General features: G+C 48.8%; 19 protein-coding genes and 1 pseudogene. 9 read left to right on the top strand and 11 right to left on the bottom strand.

What is annotated here, in order from left to right; all coding sequences use genetic code 11:
* Nucleotides 1–362: 362 nt before the first annotated feature.
* Both C7N83_RS03500 and alr read left to right on the top strand, forming a co-directional pair.
* Nucleotides 363–764 (top strand): hypothetical protein, encoded by a 402-nt coding sequence (locus C7N83_RS03500; RefSeq protein WP_146135086.1) that lies wholly within the window; start codon nucleotides 363–365, stop codon nucleotides 762–764.
* 201 nt (nucleotides 765–965) lie between these two features.
* Complete coding sequence (alr, locus tag C7N83_RS03505; protein WP_106740673.1) at nucleotides 966–2024, top strand: alanine racemase; 1059 nt, start codon at nucleotides 966–968, stop codon at nucleotides 2022–2024.
* Between the two features lie 54 nt (nucleotides 2025–2078).
* Here alr and C7N83_RS03510 read toward each other — a convergent pair whose 3' ends face one another.
* The gene (locus tag C7N83_RS03510) at nucleotides 2079–2348 is read right to left on the bottom strand and encodes a helix-turn-helix domain-containing protein (RefSeq protein ID WP_106740674.1); all 270 of its coding nucleotides are present in this window, start codon (nucleotides 2346–2348) and stop codon (nucleotides 2079–2081) included.
* Nucleotides 2349–2423: 75 nt separating this feature from the next.
* On the opposite strand from C7N83_RS03510, the gene dndC reads away from it, so the two are divergent.
* The 4 genes from dndC to C7N83_RS03530 are packed head-to-tail and all read left to right on the top strand — an operon-like array spanning nucleotide 2424 to nucleotide 7379.
* Nucleotides 2424–3542 (top strand): DNA phosphorothioation system sulfurtransferase DndC, encoded by a 1119-nt coding sequence (dndC, locus tag C7N83_RS03515; RefSeq protein WP_106740743.1) that lies wholly within the window; start codon nucleotides 2424–2426, stop codon nucleotides 3540–3542.
* Entirely contained in the window at nucleotides 3539–3757 is a 219-nt protein-coding gene (locus tag C7N83_RS03520) for a DNA modification system-associated small protein (RefSeq protein ID WP_106740676.1), read from the top strand. Before dndC ends, C7N83_RS03520 begins: the two co-directional genes overlap by 4 nt.
* Nucleotides 3758–3760: 3 nt before the next feature.
* Nucleotides 3761–5803, top strand: coding sequence for an AAA family ATPase (locus tag C7N83_RS03525; RefSeq protein ID WP_106740677.1), 2043 nt, complete (start codon nucleotides 3761–3763; stop codon nucleotides 5801–5803).
* Between the two features lie 10 nt (nucleotides 5804–5813).
* The gene (locus C7N83_RS03530; protein ID WP_106740679.1) at nucleotides 5814–7379 is read left to right on the top strand and encodes an FtsK/SpoIIIE domain-containing protein; all 1566 of its coding nucleotides are present in this window, start codon (nucleotides 5814–5816) and stop codon (nucleotides 7377–7379) included.
* A 95-nt stretch (nucleotides 7380–7474) separates the two neighbouring features.
* Here C7N83_RS03530 and mutL read toward each other — a convergent pair whose 3' ends face one another.
* Both mutL and C7N83_RS03540 read right to left on the bottom strand, forming a co-directional pair.
* Nucleotides 7475–9493 (bottom strand): DNA mismatch repair endonuclease MutL, encoded by a 2019-nt coding sequence (mutL, locus tag C7N83_RS03535; RefSeq protein ID WP_106740681.1) that lies wholly within the window; start codon nucleotides 9491–9493, stop codon nucleotides 7475–7477.
* 126 nt (nucleotides 9494–9619) lie between these two features.
* The gene (locus tag C7N83_RS03540) at nucleotides 9620–9886 is read right to left on the bottom strand and encodes a transposase (RefSeq protein ID WP_106740682.1); all 267 of its coding nucleotides are present in this window, start codon (nucleotides 9884–9886) and stop codon (nucleotides 9620–9622) included.
* On the opposite strand from C7N83_RS03540, the gene C7N83_RS03545 reads away from it, so the two are divergent.
* Nucleotides 9848–10114, top strand: a complete 267-nt coding sequence (locus tag C7N83_RS03545; RefSeq protein WP_106740684.1) for a hypothetical protein — start codon at nucleotides 9848–9850, stop codon at nucleotides 10112–10114. The genes C7N83_RS03540 and C7N83_RS03545 overlap by 39 nt on opposite strands.
* A gap of 266 nt (nucleotides 10115–10380) precedes the next feature.
* On the opposite strand, the gene C7N83_RS03550 is transcribed toward C7N83_RS03545, so the two are convergent.
* The 3 genes from C7N83_RS03550 to C7N83_RS03560 form a co-directional block, all read right to left on the bottom strand.
* Entirely contained in the window at nucleotides 10381–10938 is a 558-nt protein-coding gene (locus C7N83_RS03550; protein ID WP_106740685.1) for a YagU family protein, read from the bottom strand.
* Nucleotides 10939–11243: 305 nt separating this feature from the next.
* On the bottom strand, nucleotides 11244–12086 hold the full coding sequence (gene fghA, locus C7N83_RS03555; protein WP_106740687.1) for an S-formylglutathione hydrolase: 843 nt from the start codon (nucleotides 12084–12086) through the stop codon (nucleotides 11244–11246).
* A 42-nt stretch (nucleotides 12087–12128) separates the two neighbouring features.
* Entirely contained in the window at nucleotides 12129–13100 is a 972-nt protein-coding gene (locus tag C7N83_RS03560) for a class I SAM-dependent methyltransferase (protein WP_106740689.1), read from the bottom strand.
* 317 nt (nucleotides 13101–13417) lie between these two features.
* Between C7N83_RS03560 and C7N83_RS03565 the strand changes: the two genes are divergently transcribed.
* Nucleotides 13418–14875 (top strand): DEAD/DEAH box helicase, encoded by a 1458-nt coding sequence (locus C7N83_RS03565; protein ID WP_106740690.1) that lies wholly within the window; start codon nucleotides 13418–13420, stop codon nucleotides 14873–14875.
* 580 nt (nucleotides 14876–15455) lie between these two features.
* Here C7N83_RS03565 and C7N83_RS03570 read toward each other — a convergent pair.
* Nucleotides 15456–15836 carry a hypothetical protein gene (locus C7N83_RS03570; RefSeq protein WP_106740692.1) on the bottom strand — a complete coding sequence of 127 codons (381 nt, stop codon included), beginning with the start codon at nucleotides 15834–15836 and terminating at the stop codon, nucleotides 15456–15458.
* A gap of 110 nt (nucleotides 15837–15946) precedes the next feature.
* On the opposite strand from C7N83_RS03570, the pseudogene C7N83_RS03575 reads away from it, so the two are divergent.
* A pseudogene (locus tag C7N83_RS03575) lies at nucleotides 15947–16604 on the top strand (IS1595 family transposase).
* A 139-nt stretch (nucleotides 16605–16743) separates the two neighbouring features.
* Here C7N83_RS03575 and C7N83_RS03580 read toward each other — a convergent pair.
* From C7N83_RS03580 to trhP, 4 genes are all read right to left on the bottom strand, one after another.
* A complete protein-coding gene (locus tag C7N83_RS03580) occupies nucleotides 16744–17694 on the bottom strand; it encodes a MetQ/NlpA family ABC transporter substrate-binding protein (RefSeq protein ID WP_170064788.1) in 951 nt (316 codons plus the stop codon).
* A 91-nt stretch (nucleotides 17695–17785) separates the two neighbouring features.
* Complete coding sequence (locus tag C7N83_RS03585; protein WP_106740694.1) at nucleotides 17786–18472, bottom strand: methionine ABC transporter permease; 687 nt, start codon at nucleotides 18470–18472, stop codon at nucleotides 17786–17788.
* A gap of 1 nt (nucleotide 18473) precedes the next feature.
* A complete protein-coding gene (locus tag C7N83_RS03590; protein WP_106740747.1) occupies nucleotides 18474–19211 on the bottom strand; it encodes a methionine ABC transporter ATP-binding protein in 738 nt (245 codons plus the stop codon).
* A gap of 222 nt (nucleotides 19212–19433) precedes the next feature.
* Complete coding sequence (gene trhP, locus C7N83_RS03595; RefSeq protein ID WP_106740695.1) at nucleotides 19434–20789, bottom strand: prephenate-dependent tRNA uridine(34) hydroxylase TrhP; 1356 nt, start codon at nucleotides 20787–20789, stop codon at nucleotides 19434–19436.
* Nucleotides 20790–20877 lie beyond the last annotated feature (88 nt).

Here is a 20877-nt window from a genome sequence, read left to right on the forward strand (position 1 = left end):
CCTTATCGTCCTGACTTTAACCCTGTTGAAAAATATTGGGCTCGGATTAAGAAAATACGTCAGGATTGGCGGCTTGACTGCATCGATACCCTTTTCTTTTACTTTATGCGGATTTGTACTGTTTTTTTAATTTCTTTGACTATTATATGCGCGTGCAAAGGCGCGGTGTGTAAATTCTGGCACAATATTGAGCGTGTCAAGCACCGCGGCCAAACCATTACCACCGGTATCGCCAACAGATAGCATTTTGAGGCCAACAGTTTTATATGCTGCTTGGGCAACTCTTAGATGCGGTATGATGGTAAAATTAAGCTTGAATCTGCCTATTGTTTATTCGCTCACTATACCGATTACCACCAGCGATGAGGTACCATTTCCCAACATTTTGGACGAAACCTATCAAGGTTGCCATCATCCGTTTCAACAACCGCATCTGTGTCGGCTGCATGGCGGAATTGTCGGGTTATAAAATTACGTTGCCGAAAAAGCGGCGCGAAACTTTGGCATTGGTCGTGCAGGATTTGTATCTGCAAGGCGGCGATACGGCTAAAGCGGCATTCTGGAGCGGTTTGCGTCCGACGACGCCTGACAGCCTCTTATTATTGTTATTGGGCGACCAGATACAAAAATCTCTTCTCCAACACGGGCCATGGCGCCTTGGACTGGGCCATGTCACTTGGTTCAGGCCGCATTACCGCCGATTCGGTGGCGGCCATTTTCCCAAAATCTGCACCGATGACTTGGGATTGTCACGTTATACTTGAAGGTCAGGCCGTCTGAACATTTCATTCCGTTTTCAGACGGCCTTGATTTATTTTATCGTGTTTGAAAAACAGCCTAATCAGCCTATAATAAAATCGGCCATCGGCACGAAGAACCGCTGAAAAGGCTGCAGGATTGGGAAATCCAATCAGATTTATCTGCGAATTTTCCCGATTGGACTTCTTCAATTAAAAGGACTAAACATGCGCCCCTTACAAGCCGAAATCCGCTTAGATTACTTGAGATACAACTACCAAACCCTTAAAAACATTCATGGCAACAAGCTCTTGGCAGTCATTAAAGCCAACGCCTATGGTCACGGTGCGGTGCGGTGCGCCCATGCCTTGGCAGATTTGGCCGACGGTTTTGCCGTAGCGGCTTTGGAAGAAGCGGTTGAGTTGCGTGAAAGCGGTATCGGCAACCCGATCGTTTTGTTGGAAGGCGTATTTGATGTGGCCGAATATGCCCATATCGACAAATATAAATTGTGGCCTGCTGTGGGTAACCAATGGCAGCTGGAAGGTTTGGTTCATCATGAATGGCGGAATCCGGTCACCGTGTGGCTGAAAATGGATTCAGGTATGCACCGCGCCGGTTTTTTTCCGCATAATTACGCCGCCGCCTACACTGCATTGAGACAATGCAAACATGTGGCCGACATCGTCAAATTCAGTCATTTTGCCTGTGCCGACGAGCCGGAAAACGGCATGACTGAAATGCAGGTCGAAGCCTTTGACTTGGGTTGCGAAGGCTTGGTAGGTGAAGAAAGCCTGGCCAACTCACCAGCAGTTTTGAACGTACCCGAAGCGTACCGTGATTGGGGCAGGGTGGGACTGGCTTTATACGGCGTGTCGCCGTTTGGCAGCACGGATGAGCGTTTGAAACCGGTGATGCGCCTGACTTCGCGCGTATTTGGCGAGCGCGTGTTGCAGCCGCATTCGCCCATCGGCTACGGTGCAACTTTCTATACCAGCAAATCCACTCGTGTCGGTCTGATTGCCTGCGGTTATGCCGACGGTTACCCGCGCCGCGCCTCTACCGGCTCGCCGGTTGCCATTGAGGGCAAACGCAGCCGCGTCATCGGCCGCGTGTCAATGGATATGATGACGGTCGAACTCGATGCCGCGCAAGAGGGCTTGGGCTGCGAGGTCGAGTTATGGGGCGATACCGTCAATATTAATGAAGTTGCCGAAGCTGCGGGTACGATTGCCTACGAGATTTTGTGTAATGTGAAACGGGCGAAGTTTACTTATTACGAATAATGCTACGGAAAAAATGCCGTCTGAAATGTTCAGACGGCATTTTTTTATTTTTATTCAAAACCAAACCTGCGGTTGGGTGCATTTTTCAATCAATTCCCGTAATACCTCGGGAGCTTCCCATTCCAAACCATTGCAATACTGCACAAACTCAAACACATCCAAACGCCGGTCACCCGTTTCCACTTTGCCGACAAAAGACGATACCACCCCCAACCGTTTTGCCAACGCACGCTGTGTCAAACCCAGCTCCAAGCGGCGATGGGCAAAGAGATGGCGCAGACAAGTGTGTTCGGTCGAATGGACGGATTGGCGTAAATTTCCCATTGCTCCGATTTTAGGTTCAATGTAACTTGAACTTATTTTAGGTTCAAATAAGAAAATATAATGCAATCAGATATTATGACCGCCATTCCCATTCATACCGAAAATCCAACCGACACCATACGCCAAGGCATTATTGAAGAATACCTGAGTGGAGCCCAACAATACCCTTGGGTAGTTACTTTTTCCGGCGGTAAAGATAGTACTTTAGTTGCCCATTTGGTATTTGAAGCCTTGTTCGAACTGCCGCCGTCAATGCGTAAACGGCAGGTGCACTTTGTATCAAACGATACCTTGGTTGAAAGCCCGTTGGTAGTCAAACACATGCGTAACACACTGGCTAAGATTTTAAAAGCTGCCGAAATTTACAAGCTGCCCGTCAGTGGCAAAGTGACTGTACCTAAATTAAATGAAACCTTTTGGACATTACTCATCGGCAAAGGTTACCCGTCGCCCAACCGCAGTATGCGCTGGTGTACCGACCGTCTGAAAATCCAGCCGACCAGTGGCTTTATTCTGCAAAAAGTCAATGAAAACGGCGCAGCCATCATTATTTTGGGCGTACGCAAAGACGAATCCTCTGCCCGTAAAGCCAGCATTGAAAGCCATCAAAACATTGCCGATTCCAACCTGACCCCGCACGGCAGTTTGGCCAATGCCTTTGTGTACCGGCCGATTGTCGATTTGACCACCGATGATGTGTGGGAATTTTTAGCGAGCCACAATCCGCCGTGGGGCGGTACGCACGACAATTTAATCAAACTCTACCGCGAAGCCGCCGGTGGAGAATGCCCGATTGTATTGTCGCAAGACGAAGCCCCCGGTTGCGGCACCAATTCCAGCCGTTTCGGCTGCTGGACATGTACCGTAGTCAATAAGGATAAGAGCTTGCAGGGCTTTGTCGATGTCGGCAAAACCGAATACCAGCCGCTGATTGATTTTCGTGACTGGCTGGTGGAAATCCGCAATAAACCAGAATACCGGCAGGCCGAGCGGCGCAACGGCACGATTACCATCAAAGGCGGCAAACACATCCCAGGTCCGTTTACGGTTGAAGCGCGACAGATGATTTTGCAGAAACTGCTGGACGTTCAGACGGCCTATGGCGATGAATTGATCAGTGAAGAAGAAATCGAATTAATCAAACGGATTTGGGCAGAAGACCTGATTCAGACTTACACAAGGAAAAAAGCATGAATAATGACATACAAGACGAAGTAGCCGATTTGCTGCTGTGGCAGGATACCAAGGCGCAGAAGCTGATGGCGGAAATCGCCGCCGAACAGGGGGTGTCGGTGGATGTTTTGGCCGAACTGGTGGCGTGGGAACGCGAGCAGCAGGAGCGTATCCGCAGGCGTGGCATGACCGAGGTGTTTGACGGCATTTTTAATAATGATAAATATTGGAAATAACTTATGTGGATTCACTCAATCCGGTTACGGAATTTCAAATCTTACGACCAAGCGTTTTTCAGTTTTCCCAAGCCTGAAAACGGCAGAAATATCGTTTTAATCGGCGCGCAAAACGGCCATGGTAAAACCACTTTACTCGAAGCCCTGTATCTGTGTCTTTACGATAAAGACGCGGTCAGCCATTTGCAGCGGGCAGGGCTGAATACCAAGGAAAGCGGCTATGCCGAATTTTTGAAATCAGCCTTGCACCATCATGCCGAAATCAAATACGGCCAGTATGTGATGGAATTGGAAGTTGAAATCCGCCAGCATTACCGCGATAGCGAGCGAGGTTTGCGGGTGCGCCGAAAATGGCATTTTGATTATGACCGTAAGCTGAAGCCGTATGAAAACGAAGTGCATATTGAAATCAGCAAAAACGGTTATTACGATGTGATTGATGAAGATTTGGTCGGGCAATATCTGAATGCTTTTGCCGTGCCCATCGATTACGCGCCGTTTTTCTTTTTTGACGGCGAAAAAATCGTTCAGACGGCACAACAAAGTGGCACGGGTTTATGGCTGAATACTGCGCTGAAAGGTTTGTTGGGCGTTACCTTGTTGGAAAAGCTGCGTATCAGTTTGGGCGATTACCGCAAAAAATGTATTTCGGAAAATGCCAGCCGCAAAATGCAGGAAGACTTGGAAAAAGCGGAAAGGGAGTTGGCTTCTGCCGAAGCGGATTTGCATGAGATACAGGAGAAACTTGCCGAGGTACAAAGCCAGTGGGAAACATGGACGCAGGAGCGGGACGGCCTGATGGTGCAGCTCGGCGGCGGCGACATCCGCACATCGGAAGATTTATTGCGCCAGCGCGAAAAGCTGGAAAAAGAAATGGCTGAGTTTGAAAATAAGGTTAAATCCGCAGTAAAAGCCATGCCGTTGGCGTTTCTGCCCAGAGGCCGTCTGAAAGAATTGCAGGAGCAGTTGGCAAAAGAGCAAAACCGTTTACACCACGAGGCCGGTAAGAATCAGATTGCCGAAAAAGTCGATGATTTTTGGACTGCTTTTGTCAGCAGCGAAAAAGTCAATCAGGCGTTGGGGCAGATGGCCAATATGATTTTAAAGCAGCCGTTATTGGAAGAAGCGGTCAAAGACTGCTGGGAAGAACTGTTTTACCCGCTGCCTAAAGATTGCGCCGAAACGGTAGAGCATAATTATCTGTCGGTCAATGCCCATGCCGAAATCCGCAACGAAATCGGCCGCCTGAGCGGTATGCCGCAACAGCTGCTCGGCAATCTGCTGGCTGAAATGGAAAAGCGCGAGACCGAGCGCAAACAGGTGGCGGCAGAAATTGAGCTGCTGAAAGGGACGAATAAAGATGAATTGGTCAACAGATTGCAGGAAGCCAATGAAAAAACTGAAAAATATTCAGGGCAAATAGGCAGTCTGAAAAACAGCGTGCAGCAGCAGGAATTGAAATACCAGCGGCTGCAAAAAGAAGTGTCAGACCGGCAGGATCAAATCAGCAACAGCAATCCGCTGATGTTGAAATCCAAACGTGCCGGAATGGTGGATAAGGTCATTATCCGTTTGGTGGAAGAGCTGTTGAAACAAAAAGTCAACGAGGTCGGTGAAGCGGCAACGCGCATCAATCGTACGATTGCCCACGATGAGCGGATTGACAAAATCCGTATTGATGCAGGCGGCAGAATGGGTTTGTTCGGGCGTGACGGTTATGAATCGCACGTTGATTTGTCGGCAGGCCAGATGCAGATTCTGATTATGTCGCTGGTGTCGGCCTTGGCCGAGGTAACGCGGTATAACGCACCGTTTGTGATTGATACACCGCTGGCTCGTTTGGACGAAGGACATCGCGAAGGCTTGTTCAATCACTGGAGCTGCTTGCAACAACAGGTGGTGGTGTTGTCGCAAGATACCGAAATCACGCCTGAAGTGTACCGCCGCTTAGAGCCGCATATCAGCCGTACTTACCTGGTTGAAGCAGAATCGCTTGAGAGTGCAGGTGCCTGTTCGCGGGTTCACGCTGACGTTTACTTTGAATAAGGGGAAAACAATGTATCAGTTGGATGACAACAAACTGTGGGATACCGATTATTTCCACAAGTTGATGGGCGACAAGCGGGTAATTTCCAGTTCGGAAGCCAAAAATATCCGCAACAAGCTGACAGCAGCAGGCGCATTGCCGCCGTTGGATAATAATTTCGATTGGGCAATGCTCTGTATCGGCTATTGTTTTGCCAAAGGGTTTGCCGAAAGTCCGCACAAACTCTATAAAGCACCTGATGCACGCGGTACGGAAATCCCGTCTTTTGAAATTTGTTTTCCAGGCTACTCACGTTTGTGGTTGGTGTTGCTGAGCGATATTTTGTTTAAACACCATCCTGATAAAGCCGTCACCAAAGACGATTTATACACGCTGATTGCTTCTTTATGGCACACCGGCGCGGTGGAGTTGGATAGGCTCTGGGAAGGATGCAAACGCTTTAAACCCGATTCGGATTTGGAAGCGCGGCAGGCGTTTTTGAACGAATTGACTGATTTGGCAGTGAAGAATGCGGGTAAGGGCAATGTGCTTCCAGACGGCCTGAGTGCAGATGAGGCGATGCTGTCTGAACATCAGGAACAACGGTTGCGCGGTGCGTTCCAACGTTTGAATATTCCGTTGGCGGAGCTGAAATTTACCCATCAGGGTGCACGTTACGATATTTACCGGATGCGGCTGGCGAAATATGTTGATTTAGATAAATACCATCAGGGTTTGTGTTCCGAATTGGGCATTAAGGAAACCGCACTGCATATTGTGCCGTGCTACAACAACGAAAGTCATGCCTATGATGTGAAGTTGTTGCGGCCTGAGCAGCAATGGCAGAAACTCGGTGTGCAGAAATTTGCCGAAGCGATGCAGTCTTATCAGGAAGATTTTATCCTGCCGCTGTGTTTGGGCGTGGATGAATACGGAAAGGCGCGTTTTACCGATTTGGCCGCCGCGCCGCATATCTTAATCGGCGGCACGACCGGTTCGGGCAAGTCGGTATTTGTCCGCACCTTGCTGCGCAGCCTGTTTGATTTGTGCAAAGGGCAAGACAAGCTGGAAGTGGCAATTCTTGACCCGAAAAAAGTCGATTATCTGGTCTTTGAAAATGAAGAAGATTTGTGGGAAGAACGGATTTTGGACGATTATGAAGAGATGTATCAATTTCTGATTGAATCAGTAGAAGAATCAGAACGGCGTTACGCCTTGATGAAAAAACACGGCGTACAGAAACTTGAGCAACTGCCCGATTTGGATAGACCGCGTTACCGCGTAATTGTGGTCGATGAATTGGCCAACCTGAAAAAACAGCATGACGGTATTGAAAAACAGCTGATGATGCTGCCCGAAAAAGCGCGGGCATCGGGCATTCATCTGGTTTTATCGACCCAACGCCCCGATGCGCAAACCTTAGACGGTACGCTGCGCAGCAATCTGCCGGTACGCATTGCCTTGAGCGTTCAGAAATCAACCGAATCGAAAATTATTTTGGACGAAACCGGTGCGGAAAAACTGCTGGGTAAAGGCGACCATTTGGTGAAATGGAACGGCGGTGTGCCATATTTCCTGCATGGGTTTGATGTCTAATAGCTGAAATTGTTAACCTTTTAGGCCGTCTGAATAATGTTGCATAAGATTTGCAGCAGCTTTCAGACGGCCTTTCTTCATTCACAATCAATTCATTACTGCCCGCGTAAAAACAACGCGTCCAATTCTCTCAAAGTCAGTTTCACCCAAGTCGGGCGGCCATGGTTGCATTGGTTGCTGCGCGGCGTGTTTTCCATGTCGCGCAACAGGGCGTTCATTTCGGGAACAGTGAGCCGGCGGCCTGCGCGGACGGAACCGTGGCACGACATGGTAGCCAGAATTTGGTTTTCTTGCGCAGAAATGGTTTGGCTCGCGCCGGTTTGCGCCAATTCGTGCAATACGTCTTTGGCCAGTGCGGCGACATCGGCTTTACCCAGCATATTCGGTACGGCGCGTACGGCGATGGTATTACCGCCCATGTCGGACATATCCAAACCGAATGCCTGTAATGTTCCGGCGTGGTCGGCGAGTGTGGCGCACTCTTCACGGCTGGCGTTAAAGGTAACGGGAATCAGCAGCCTCTGGCTTTGCAGGCTGCCCGAATTATTGCGTTGGCTTTTCATTTTTTCGTAATTCACACGTTCGGCGGCGGCGTGCATATCGACCAGCAGTAAGCTGTCTTCGGCTTGGGCCAGAATGTAAATACCCAGTAATTGGGCGATGGCAAAGCCCAGCGGTGGCGTTTCAGTGCGGGACAGGCCGTCTGAAAGGTGGTTTTGCGTTGGTGTAGCAAGTGGGTAGCCGATGTCGGCAGCGTTGCCGAAACGGGCCTGCTCAAATTGTGCCAGCTCGATGTCGCCGTCGGGATCTGTGGGTCTGAACAATTCAGCGTAGGTGTTCATCGCGGCCTGGCTTTCGCGCAAGGATAAGGAACGCTGCTGCGGTGTGCTTGTGGCATGATAGGGCATAGGTGCGGTTTTGCCTGGGAAATGACCGGGGCCGTCTGAAACATTCGAGCGTACAATATCGGTATAATTTCCGTTCATAACTTGCTTTTCAGAATGATTCAGGCTTTCAGGCAATGCCTTGCCGATACCGTTACCGTTCTGCTGTTCAGACGGCCTGTTTGCACCGAGCATATCGTGCAGAATACCGCCTGCGTTGGTCACACTTTCCGTTTGGTCGGCGCGGGTGTTGGCCAAGGCTTTGTTGAGCGTGTGGAACACTAATTGATGAACCTGCCGGCTGTCGCGGAAACGGATTTCGGTTTTGGTCGGATGCACGTTGACATCCACTGCTTCCGGTGGCAAATCCAGAAACAATACAAAAGCCGGTGTCAGCGCATTATGCAGCACATCACGGTAAGCTTGTTTCACCGCATGCATAACGACTTTGTCTTTGACAAAGCGGTGGTTGACGAAGCAATATTGTTTGTCGGTTTTGCCCTTGGCAAAGGTCGGTTTGGCAATCGAGCCGTATAAACGCAATGTGCTGTTGCCGCTGTCGATTTCCAGCGAAGCCGCCTGAAAATCATCGCCGACAATGGCGGCGATACGCTGGTTCAGGTTTTGACTCGGATAGTGGAAGATGGTTTTACTGTCACGCTTGAGTGAGAATGCGATATGCGGATGTGCCAAAGCCAAGCGTTCCAGCATAGTGGCGCAATGAGCGTATTCGGTGTTTTCCGATTTGAGAAATTTGCGCCGCGCGGGCGTGTTGAAGAAAAGTTCGGCAACTTCGATGGTGGTGCCGACAGGATGTGCGGCAAAGCCCGGTTCGCTGACATTGCCGTCCTCTGCTTTTACTTGATTGGCATGTGTACTGTCGGCTTGGCGGCTGGTTAAGGTCAAGCGCGATACGGATGCAATGCTGGCCAAGCCTTCGCCGCGGAAACCCATGCTGGAAACGTGTTCCAAATCGTTTAAACTTTTGATTTTACTGGTGGCGTGGCGGTGTAAGGCTAATTCGATGTCGTCAGCGGGAATGCCTGAGCCGTTATCAGTGACGCGAATCAGGCGGATGCCGCCTCCGGAAAGCTCGACATCAATAACTGTCGCGCCGGCATCGATACTGTTTTCGACAATTTCTTTCAGCGCATTGGCAGGCCGTTCGACCACTTCGCCGGCAGCGATTTGATTGACAAGGTGGTCGGACAGGACGGCAATTCGGGACATGGCAACTTTCCGTGTGATCAAATTTAAATCAGAATGCCGATTATAACAAAAGGGGATTTACGTTGGTTAAAAATACCCTTTCATGGGGCGCAATATATCGCAATATATAGTTAATTAAATCCAAAACTAAGACAACAAAGCCGCCCAAAATGTCTCATAAACCGGTAAGGCTTTACGCAAGTGTTTTTTGATATTTCCCCATGTCTTTTCAATCGGATTTAAATCAGGAGAATAAGGTGGCAGGGGAAGAATGATGTGTCCGAACGATTGGGCCGGTTCTTGCAAGCTGCCCATGCGGGGAAAGCGGGCATTGCCCATGATGGTGACGGACTGTTCATTCTGTGACGGTAAAAGATGTTCTTTAAAGCATGCTTCAAAGAATGTATTGATTATGGTGTTCTGCCGGGCATCGGAGCAATGGGCTTATTGCCTCTGCTTGGGCGGCAGCAAGCAATGGTCTTTCATGGCGTCTGCCGTCAATGGTATTTTAGACTTGTCGGTCTCTTAAGGCCCTGCCATGTGATCGGTACGGATAAGTATCTGTACCGGTTCCGTCAAGATAAACTTGTTGGCAGTCATTGGACTTTGATCATCGCTTTAGGTGGCAGGCCTTCCGGTTAATGCTTGCCGTTTTTTCCAAGCAGACAAGGTTGGGCGGTGTTTTTGTGTGCTTCGGTAACTTTATGAATGTCTCCACATCGTTTCCGCCCATTCATGGCGCTTTGGCTGAGCTCAAGGGAATGTGCTGTCTACTTGTCTTAAATCCGGCGGGGTACGTCGGAGGGGATTTATAGGATTTTGGGTTTTCAACTTAATCTGGTATATAAAGGCCGTCTGAAAAGCTCTGTTGGTTTTTCATACGGCCTTCAATCCGTTAAATCAAATCATTAATCTTTCCACCATACGCCGTAAATAGGACGGGCGAAGTGTGCCAATACGGCAATCATACAAATCTCAATTGAAACCGACCAGTAAATATGGCCTAAAAATTCGCTCCATAATTCGGCTGCATTCAAGTTCCACAGCCAGCCGTTGACCCCTTCGGACGCATACGCGGGGTAGCGGAAGCCGAACATCGGAATCAAGGCGCCGTGCATGACTACGGTGATGATGATGCCGTATAACGCGCCGTACCACGCGCGCATTTTCAACCAATACATCGAACCGACCACATAAACAAACGCAAACACAAAGCTGAAGAGCCAGTGATAAAGCGTAACCGCACCTAAAATGCTGTTGCCTTGGAACATATAATCCAAAGAATACTGATTGACGCCCAGCCAGCCGAGCCAAGCATCGATATTGGCACCAGGAGGCGAAATTTCTCCCGGCATACGTGGTGGCATATTGACTTCAGAACCCCATTTGACTAAGGAACTGATGAAACCGCCGATTAAGGTTGTCCATAAAATCACTTTACCGTTGGTATTGCACTGAGTACTCATTTTGCTTTCCTTCAAGTTAACGTGGGCAGTAATGTAACTTTATTTCGGTCAGGTGGTTTTGTCGATTTATATAAGAATAATTATTGATTTAAATCAATTAAATTATAAACGTATATTATCATATTAGTATTGTTATTACAATGAGTTGCCTATTTTTCTTAACATTCGGACAAATACGGGCTGTTTGAAAGTTAAAAATGGTTATGCATTTAAAATAAATTAAGATGTAGTTGCAATTAGAAAAAACCGTCTGAAAAGTTATCTGGACTTCTCAGGCGGCCTTTGCAAAAGGTTGGAGCGGCGGGTTACAGCCCTAGTGCTTCGGCGTGAAATTCGATATGGCTGTCGATAAAGCTGGCGATGAAGAAACAGCTGTGGTCATAACCATCACGTTTTTTGAATTGAACGTTAAATCCGTTGCCGCGTGCTGCGTTGACAAAATTTTCCGGCTGTAATTCTTTCGGATAAAACGGGTCGGCATCGCCTTGGTCGATCAGAATCGGTAATTTTTTTGCGGCCGCCTGAATAAGGGCGGTGCTGTCATAGGCTTTCCATGCGGTTTGGTCATTACCCAAATAGGCGGTAAAGGCTTTTTGTCCCCACGGTATTTCGCTCGGATTCACAATCGGTGCGAATGCGGAAACGGCGGCGTATCGCCCGGGGTTTTTCAAAGCGATTTGCAGGGCACCATGGCCGCCCATACTATGGCCGAAAATGCTGCGTTTGTCGGTTACGGGGAAGTGGGTTTCAATTAAAGCAGGTAATTCTTCTGTAATGTAATCGTACATTCGGTAATGCTCTGCCCAAGGGGCTTGCGTAGCATTCACATAAAAACCTGCGCCTTTGCCTAAGTCGTCGCCTTCGTCATCAGCCACGTTGTCGCCGCGTGGCGACGTATCGGGCATCACCAAGGCAATGCCCCATTGGGCGGCGAAACGTTGTGCGCCGGATTTTTGGGTGAAGTTTTCGTCGTTGCAGGTCAGGCCGGAGAGCCAGTATGCAACCGGCACGCGATAGCCTTGCAGCGCTTGCGGCGGCAGATAAATGCTGAACGTCATGTCGCAGCCGTTTACGCTCGAAGTATGACGGTAGCGCTCTTGGTAGCCGTTGAACATTTTATTGCGGGAAATCAATCCGAGTTCGGGCATGCTATCCTCCTGAATCAGTAAACTGTTTTTTTTTCAGACGGCCTATGGTTTGTCAGGCCGTCTGAATGCTTGTTTGTGGCGAATTTCCCAACATTGGTGGATTTTTTTGTTGCGAAAATCATCGGGGACGGATTGTTTGCTCGCATCCTTCACGGCATATTTTTCACCCGCTTCCGGGTTTAATTCAAAGCTGCGCAGATTATTCGAAAAATACATCACGCCGTCTGAAGCGAGCAGCTTCATGGCACCATGAATCAAGGTCATTTGGTCACGTTGGATGTCGAGGACATCGAGCATTTTTTTGCTGTTTGAAAAGCTCGGCGGATCCATCACAATCAGGTCAAACTTTTTGTTTTCGGCTTCGGCGGTTTTCAAGTATTGGAACACGTCGGCGCGCACGATTCGGTGTGCCGCCGAATCGACACCGTTCAATTCGAAATTACGTTTCGCCCAATCAAGGTACGTATTGGATAAATCGACGGTTTCGCTGCTGACTGCGCCCCCTGTTGCCGCATAAACCGTAAAGCTGCCGGTATAGGAAAACAGGTTTAAAAAGCGTTTGCCCCGTGCGCTGTCGCCGATTTTTTTTCGTGTGTTGCGGTGGTCGAGAAACAAACCGGTATCCAAGTATTTGTCGAGATTAACCCAAAAGCGGCGGCCGTGTTCGCTGACGGTAAAGTCTTTGCCTGATTTGCCGGTTTTCTCGTATTGAAGTGTACCTTTTTGGCGTTCGCGGCGCTTGAGGTGGATTTGTTCGGGCGCAAAACCGGTAACAAAGCCAACTGCTTCCAAAACGCCACACAACCATGTTTCGTATTCTTCCGGCTGCATCAGCCAGCCGGTGTCGTATTCCTGTAAATGGACATGGCTGCCATATACGTCGATGGCAAAGGGAAATTGCGGAATGTCGCGGTCATAAATACGCCATGCCTCAATATGGTTCCGTTTGGCCCATTTTATCAGGTGTTTGATGTTTTTGCCCAAGCGGTTAGCGAATGGTGTGATATCGGTCATTTTTCAGACGGCCTGCTAACAAAAAAGCCATTTTACGCCGATTAACGTATTCGTGCTTGACCGGATATGGCGAAGTCTGTATTATCCGCCATTCGTTTATTTATGAAGCCATCGTCTTCAAACCTAACTAACCGGTTTTTCTGCCGCGTTTTATATCTTTTTGCTTTCTTTCAGGCATATTTGCAGGTTGTCGTCGATGTTAACTTACAAGCCAGAGGCTTGCGACAACCTTGTAACTTCATTTTCGTTACTTATCCTTTGCTTCAGGCCGTCTGATTGATTCAGTCGGAAGTTGTTGTTGTGTTTTTAGGATAATTATGTCTATCAAATTTGCTGATTTGAATCTCGATAAAAATATTTTGTCCGCGCTGCAAAGTGCCGGCTACGAATTGCCGACGCCGATTCAGGCGCAGTCTGTACCGGTGGCTTTGGAAGGCCGCGACATTATGGCTTCGGCACAAACCGGTTCGGGTAAAACTGCCGCATTTTTGCTGCCATCCTTGCAACGCCTGACCAAACGCAGCGGGAAAACCGGCAAAGGCCCCCGAGCTTTGGTGTTAACACCAACCCGAGAACTGGCGGCTCAAGTTGAGAAAAATGCATTGACCTATGCGCAAAACATGCGCTGGTTCCGCACGGTGAGCATCGTTGGCGGTGCATCTTTCGGTTACCAAACCCGAGCCTTGAGCAAACCTGTCGATTTGGTGGTAGCCACTCCCGGCCGTCTGATGGATTTGATGAGCAGCGGCAAAATCGACTTCGACCGCTTGGAAGTACTGATCCTTGATGAGGCAGACCGTATGCTCGACATGGGTTTCATTGACGACATCGAAACCATTGTTGAAGCCACACCTGAAGATCGTCAAACTTTGTTATTTTCCGCGACTTGGGATGGTGCAGTCGGTAAATTGGCGCGTAAATTAACCAAAAATCCGGAAGTAATTGAAGTAGAACGTGTTGATGATCAGGGTAAAATTGAAGAGCAGTTATTGTATTGCGACGATATGCGCCACAAAAACCGCTTGCTCGACCATATTTTGCGTGACGCCAATATCGACCAATGCGTGATTTTCACTTCAACCAAAGCCATGACCGAAGTATTGGCTGATGAGTTATATGAAAAAGGCTTTTCGGCCAACTGCTTGCACGGCGATATGCCGCAAGGCTGGCGTAACCGCACTTTGATGGATTTGCGTAAAGGCCGTTGCAAAATTCTGGTGGCAACCGATGTGGCTGCACGCGGTATCGATGTACCGACGATTACCCATGTGATTAACTACGACTTGCCGAAACAGGCTGAAGACTATGTGCACCGAATCGGACGTACCGGTCGAGCAGGCCGCACGGGTATTGCCCTAACGTTTGCCGAAGTGAACGAATACATCAAAGTTCATAAAATCGAAAAATACATCGACCGCAAATTAAACGAAGTAACTGTGGAAGGCATGGAGCCGACCCGTAAGCGAAAATCTTTCGGCAGCAAACCGAAAGGCCACGGAGGCAGAAACGTTAAAGGCGGCTATGGCGACCATGACCGAAAATTCGGCGATCGCAAAGGTAGCAAATCTAAATCACGCAATGAAGGCAGTTTCGGCGGAAAAGTGCGCAGCGAACGCAGTGAAGACGGTTTCAAATCGCGCAGCGAAGGCTTTAAAAAATCCGACGGCTTCAAGAATAGCGGCCCAAATTTCAAAGGCAAACACAAATCAGGCAGTGATTTCAGCAGCAAAAACGGCTATGGTAAATTAAACCTTGCGGCCGGCAAACGTGCTTAATAGATGGTGACCTGACAAAGCCGGTCCGAAAGATAAAGGAATGCAATTGACTGCATTCCTTTTTGCTTAATAACTATTGTTTTGGGTTTGGGTAATTTATTTTCAATGCTGCCTTCTCTTAAGATAGCGTAGGTGGTACTGCCGAGAGGTGCTTTATTATTTTCATAACCCGGTGTAATGAATCAGCATCATTTTGACTTGATGGCTAATTTAATTTGGTCTTGAGGCATTGTAATGGCCTCTTTCCGCACGTCATTTGACGCATGGCGGGCCATCAAATTGCGTCCAATCGTATAAACAAGTCGGGCCGTCGACGTGATATTGGCCTTTTTCTTCCAAACAGAGAACTCCTTCTGCATAGCTGTTTAGTTTTGAGAAACCCCCAAAAGGATCTAAACCGCATTGTCGGAAATCATTATGTTTATTCTTAATAAATTTGAGTACCCAACTGCTTTTTTTTATATTGATAGGATTAGCCCATTTATGCAATCTCTTGATAAAACTAGGGAATAATATAGCGCAACCAGTTAAAAATAATGGTGATCATCCGTATAGTAATTTTTTCATTTCATTCTGAAAACTATTTATTATACGGTGTTTTGGGGCAGAAGGTATTTTGATACCCTCTTTCTTCACGCCATTTGACGCAAAGCGGATCATCAAATTTCAAACGCATGACAAGACAAATCGGTCTTGCTGTGTGATGCCGGCCTTTTTCTTCTAAACAGGGAAATCCTTCAGCAAGACTGTTTATTTCCCTATATTTACTATAGTAGCCTCCAACAGGATCTATTCCATATTGACGAAAATCGTTATCCAGTTTGTCTAAATATTGTATGGCATAATATTGTATGGCATAAGTTTTTAAATTGGAATTTTTATCTAAATTATTTGTCCATTTATGCAACCGCCATTCCGCGGCATTATCGGAAAGTGGCTGATAAAAGCTGGAAAACAACATGGTGCAACCTGCTATAAAGTAATAGAGATAGTCCGCATAATGGTCTTTTCATGTGATTTTCCTTAATTATTGGGGCTGAAGTAGACTAGCAGTCATGTCAGACTGCAAAAATAAAGATAACCAATTGCAAATTAACAAAGGATGCCCAAAGAAAACTCCTCCGGTTTTTCGTACCGGAAGCCACAGCCCGTGCAGCCGCTGATATTCTGGGTATCCAACCCGGTTGGGCTATGTTAGCCTATCGCAAAACCCGCCAAGCGGCTGCCTGTCATTTGGCGCAGGAAGCCGGCGGGGTTTTCAGAGGCCCTACCGGGTCGGACGAAGGTTATTCGGCGGTCGGCGTAAGGGTAAACGCGGACGTGCGGCAGCAGGGAAAGCGGCTGTATCCGGCATCTTAAAGCAGCAGGGAAAGGTCGGTACCGCCGTTGCGGGGAATAACGGAAAGGATGCCTTATTTCCGGTTGTCAAACAGCAAACAACACCTGACAGCATTGTTTATACCGGTAGTGACAGGAACTGTGGCGTGTTTGATGCGGGGCAGGTTCGCGCGTCGACGCTCAACCGTTCACAGCTTTTTGCAGACCGTCAAAACCCTATCGGCGGCATTGGAAATTGTTGGAACCGGGCGAAGTGCGTCTTGCGCAAATATAATGGGTTGGCCGTAAACCTTTCCCGCTGTCCTTGAAAGAATGCGGGTTTCGCTTTAACTTTGGTGTACCGTCCGGGCAGCTTGAAATGCTGCGGAAATGGTGTGGTGTTTGGGGCTAATCTGCGTCAGCCCCTTAGTTAAATTTGGCTGAATTGCCTAAAGGTATTACTCAATAAACAAGGCCGTCTGAAAGTACAATCTTTCAGACGGCCTTCCTTTATTCACTCATCTCATATTCAATTAAGCATGAATATCAAATTATTGTGCGGCAGAAGCAGAAGATGCGGCTGACGCTTTTGAAGCAGCTTCAGCGGTAGCGGCTGCTATTTTGGCTTCGTCATCCGCTTGGCTGCCCCATACGGCAGGGTATTTGTAGCCGGCAAAACGTTGTTTGGCGTAGGATTTAAATGCTTCCGAATTGTAGGCGGCTTCTACGTCTTTGAGCCATTGTGCGTCTTTGTCGGCGGTTTTCACGGCTGCCCAGTTTACATAGGCAAAGCTTGGCTCTTGGAATAAGGTTTCGGTCAATTTCATGCCACTGCTCATGGCGTAGTTGCCATTTACTACCGCAAAGTCAACATCGGCGCGGCTGCGTGGCAATTGTGCGGCCTCCAGCTCGACAATTTTGATTTTTTTCAGGTTTTCAGCGATGTCGTTTTTAGAGGCGGTCAATGGGTTGATGCCGTCTTTCAGTTTTACCCAGCCCAACTCGTTCAACATTACCAATGCACGGGCGAAGTTGGACGGGTCGTTCGGTGCGGAAACACTGCTGCCTTCTTTCACATCATCGAGTGAGGCAAGTTTGCCCGGATACAGACCCAATGGTGCGGTCGGTACTTGGAAGGCTTCGACGATGTCTAATTTATGTTCTTTGCGGAAATCTTCCAAGTAAGGCTTGTGTTGGAAGACGTTGATGTCGATTTCACCTTCGGCCAAGGCCAAGTTAGGGCGCACGTAATCGGTGAATTCGATTAATTTTACGGTGTAGCCTTGTTTTTCCAAAGCTGGTCGGATTTGCTCTTTCACCATGTCGCCGAAGTCGCCGACGGTGGTGCCGAAGACGATTTCTTTCTTGACGGTGGTGTTGTCAGCAGCCGGTGGAGCGGCAGAAGCGGCTGGTGCGGCTTCTTGTTTTTGACCGCCGCAAGCGGCCAAAGCCAGGGCCAGCGCGGCGGCCGAAAAGGTTTTCAATACGCTGTTTATATTCATAATAATACTCCAAATGTATGTGGCAGAAATCATAACATGCCGCTTGAAAAAAGCTTAATGATTTTTCAGACAGCTTTTATAAAGAATCCTTCTATCGTTTGTCGAGGCGGCGCGAAATCCAGTTGCCCAGCCCCTGCATGGCAATCACCATCAGCACTAAAATCGCCACGATGAAGATGATGACTTCGGTTTGGTAGCGGTAATAGCCGTAGCGGATGGCCAAATCGCCCAAACCGCCGCCGCCGATCATGCCGGCCGCCGCGCTGTAAGAGAGCAGGCCGATGGACAATACGGTAATGCTGGAAACCATGCCGGCACGTGCTTCGTTGAGCAGCACTTTGCGGATAATGGTGAGTGGTGTCGCGCCCATGCTGATAGACGCTTCAATCACGCCGCGCGGCACTTCGCGCAGGTTTTGCTCAACCAAACGGGCAAAATAAAACAGACCGGATACGCTCAACACCAACGAGGCGGCATAAGGGCCGATGGTGCTGCCGATGATGGCGCGGGTGGCTGGAATCAGCGCGATCATCAAAATCACAAACGGAAACGCGCGCATTAAGTTGACCAAATTATCCAGCACAAAATTCAGCGGCTTGTTGTAATGCAGCTGGCGGTTGGCAGTGACAAACAGCAATACGCCCAATAATGTGCCGAACACCACGGCAAACAGCGTGGACAAACCGACCATGATAAAAGTTTCGCCCAAGGCTTGGTAAATCTCGCCTTTCATGCCGCTGATGGTGGCGAGGGCTTTGGAAAAAGTCAAATCAGCCATCTCAATCCTCCCGAATCAGTTCGCGCCCGATTTCCGATTGGGCATGAATTTGGTTGTTGTTCACCTCTACTACTTCCAGCAGGCGGCCGTTGTCCAGTAAAGCAGCACGGTCGCACAAACGGCGGATAACGCTCATTTCGTGGGTGACGATGATGATGGTCACGTTGAAACGTTTGTTGATATCTTCCAAGCATTCCAACACACTGCGGGTGGTAGCCGGATCAAGCGCAGAAGTCGGCTCGTCTGCCAAAATCACCTGCGGATTGGGTGCCAACGCGCGGGCAATGCCGACACGCTGCTTTTGTCCGCCCGAAAGTTGGGCGGGAAAATGACTGGCACGTTCCTGCAAACCGACAATTTCCAAACATTCCATCACCCGCGCACGTATTTTTTCAGACGGCCAACCCGCGATTTCCAAAGGAAAAGCCACATTATCCGCCACCGTACGGTTGCTCAACAGGTTAAACTGTTGAAACACCATGCCGATATTCTGCCGCGCTTGGCGCAATTGAGCGCCATTGAGCGCCATCAAATCCTGATTGCCGACCAAAACCTTGCCGGAATCCGGACGCTCCAACAGATTAATCAGCCGCAGCAAAGTCGATTTGCCCGCACCGGAATAGCCCATCAAGCCGAAAATTTCGCCGGCTTTAATTTCCAAACTGGTCGGCTCCACCGCCGTAAACCACGATTTATTGCGCGTTTGGTAGCGTTTGGAAACCTTGTCTAAAATAATCATAATGTTCTCAAATACAACAAAAGCCCGATGTCTGACACAACGGGCTGATTTTGCAGTAAAATAAAATGCCATCTGCAAACGCTTTAGCTGTTTGTGCCCGCAAGCTGTGTCAAATCGGCATATTAAAGTGCGAATAGGAAATAGTAGCGAAAACGTGAAATAGTGTCAAGAATCAGGGCTGTCTGAATGTTTCAGACAGCCTGTAATCCAATCAAAACACAATCAAGGATTCATAATCCGTGCGACCAAGGCTTTTTCCTTGCCTTGCATGTTCGGGATTTTCACCCGAATGCCGTTGCCCGGTGCGACATCAACGGCTTCGCCTTTGCGGGTCATTTGTTCCAGCTTGATGGTTTGGTTGCCGGTCGGATGGATGATTTCGACGGTATCGCCGACGGCAAAGCGGTTTTTGACTTCAATGGTTGCCCAGCCTTCTTTGTCAACCTCGGTCACGTGGCCGACGTATTGGCTTTGTTTGGCCACGGAATGGCCGTTGAGGTAGTTTTGATAATCTTGCGTTTTGTGGCGCTCTAAGAATCCGGAAGTATAACCGCGGTTGGCCAAGCCTTCAAGTTCGCTTAACAGGCTTAAGTCAAACGGGCGGCCGGCGAGGGCATCGTCAATCGCTTTGCGGTAGCTTTGGGCAACGCGGGCAACGTAATACAGCGATTTGGTGCGGCCTTCGACTTTGAGGCTGTCCACGCCGATTCGGGTGAGTTTGTCGACTACTTCGATGCCGCGTAAGTCTTTGGAATTCATGATGTAAGTGCCGTGCTGGTCTTCCATAATCGGCATGAATTCGCCCGGGCGGTTGCTTTCTTCAATCAGGAACACTTTATCGGCGGCAGGGTGGCGTTGCTGGCTGTTGATGCCTTCGAAATTTTGGTCGGCTCCTTCCTGTGCTTTTTCAAAATTGAAGTCTTGCAGCAGCTTGGCATCGCCCATGTCGTCGGTTTCGGAATCATGCACTTTGTAACCCCAACGGCAGGAGTTGGTGCAGGTGCCTTGGTTGGGGTCGCGGTGGTTGAAATAACCCGATAATAAACAACGGCCTGAATAGGCAATACACAATGCGCCGTGAATGAACACTTCCAATTCTATGTCAGGGCATTCTTGGCGGATTTCGGCAATTTCGTCCATACTCAATTCGCGCGATAGAATGATGCGTTCGACACCGATTTTTTCCCAGAATTTTACGCCCCAATAATTGGTGGTGTTGGCCTGAACCGACAAGTGAACCGGCATGTCCGGCCATTTTTCGCGCACGGTCATTATCAAGCCGGGGTCGGCCATAATCAGTGCGTCGGGATTCATCGCGATTAAGGGTTCCATGTCGGTCACAAAGGTTTTCAGCTTGGAATTGTGGGGCAGGGTGTTAACGGTCAGGAAGAATTTTTTATTGCGTTCGTGTGCTTCTTTAATGCCCTGCGCCAACACGTCCGGTTTGGCAAATTCGTTGTTGCGCGCGCGCAGCGAGTAGCGCGGCGAACCGGCATACACGGCATCAGCGCCGAAATCGTAAGCGGCGCGCATGCGTTCCAAACCGCCGGCTGGAAGGAGTAATTCAGGTGCTTTCATCTTATGTTCTTTGTTTTATAAATGTTTTCAGACGGCCTTGAGATGCATTTAGGCCGTCTGAAATGAAATTAATCGGACATAGGCGGAT

This window comes from Neisseria iguanae (genome assembly GCF_003013245.1).
GTDB classification, from domain to species: domain Bacteria; phylum Pseudomonadota; class Gammaproteobacteria; order Burkholderiales; family Neisseriaceae; genus Neisseria; species Neisseria iguanae.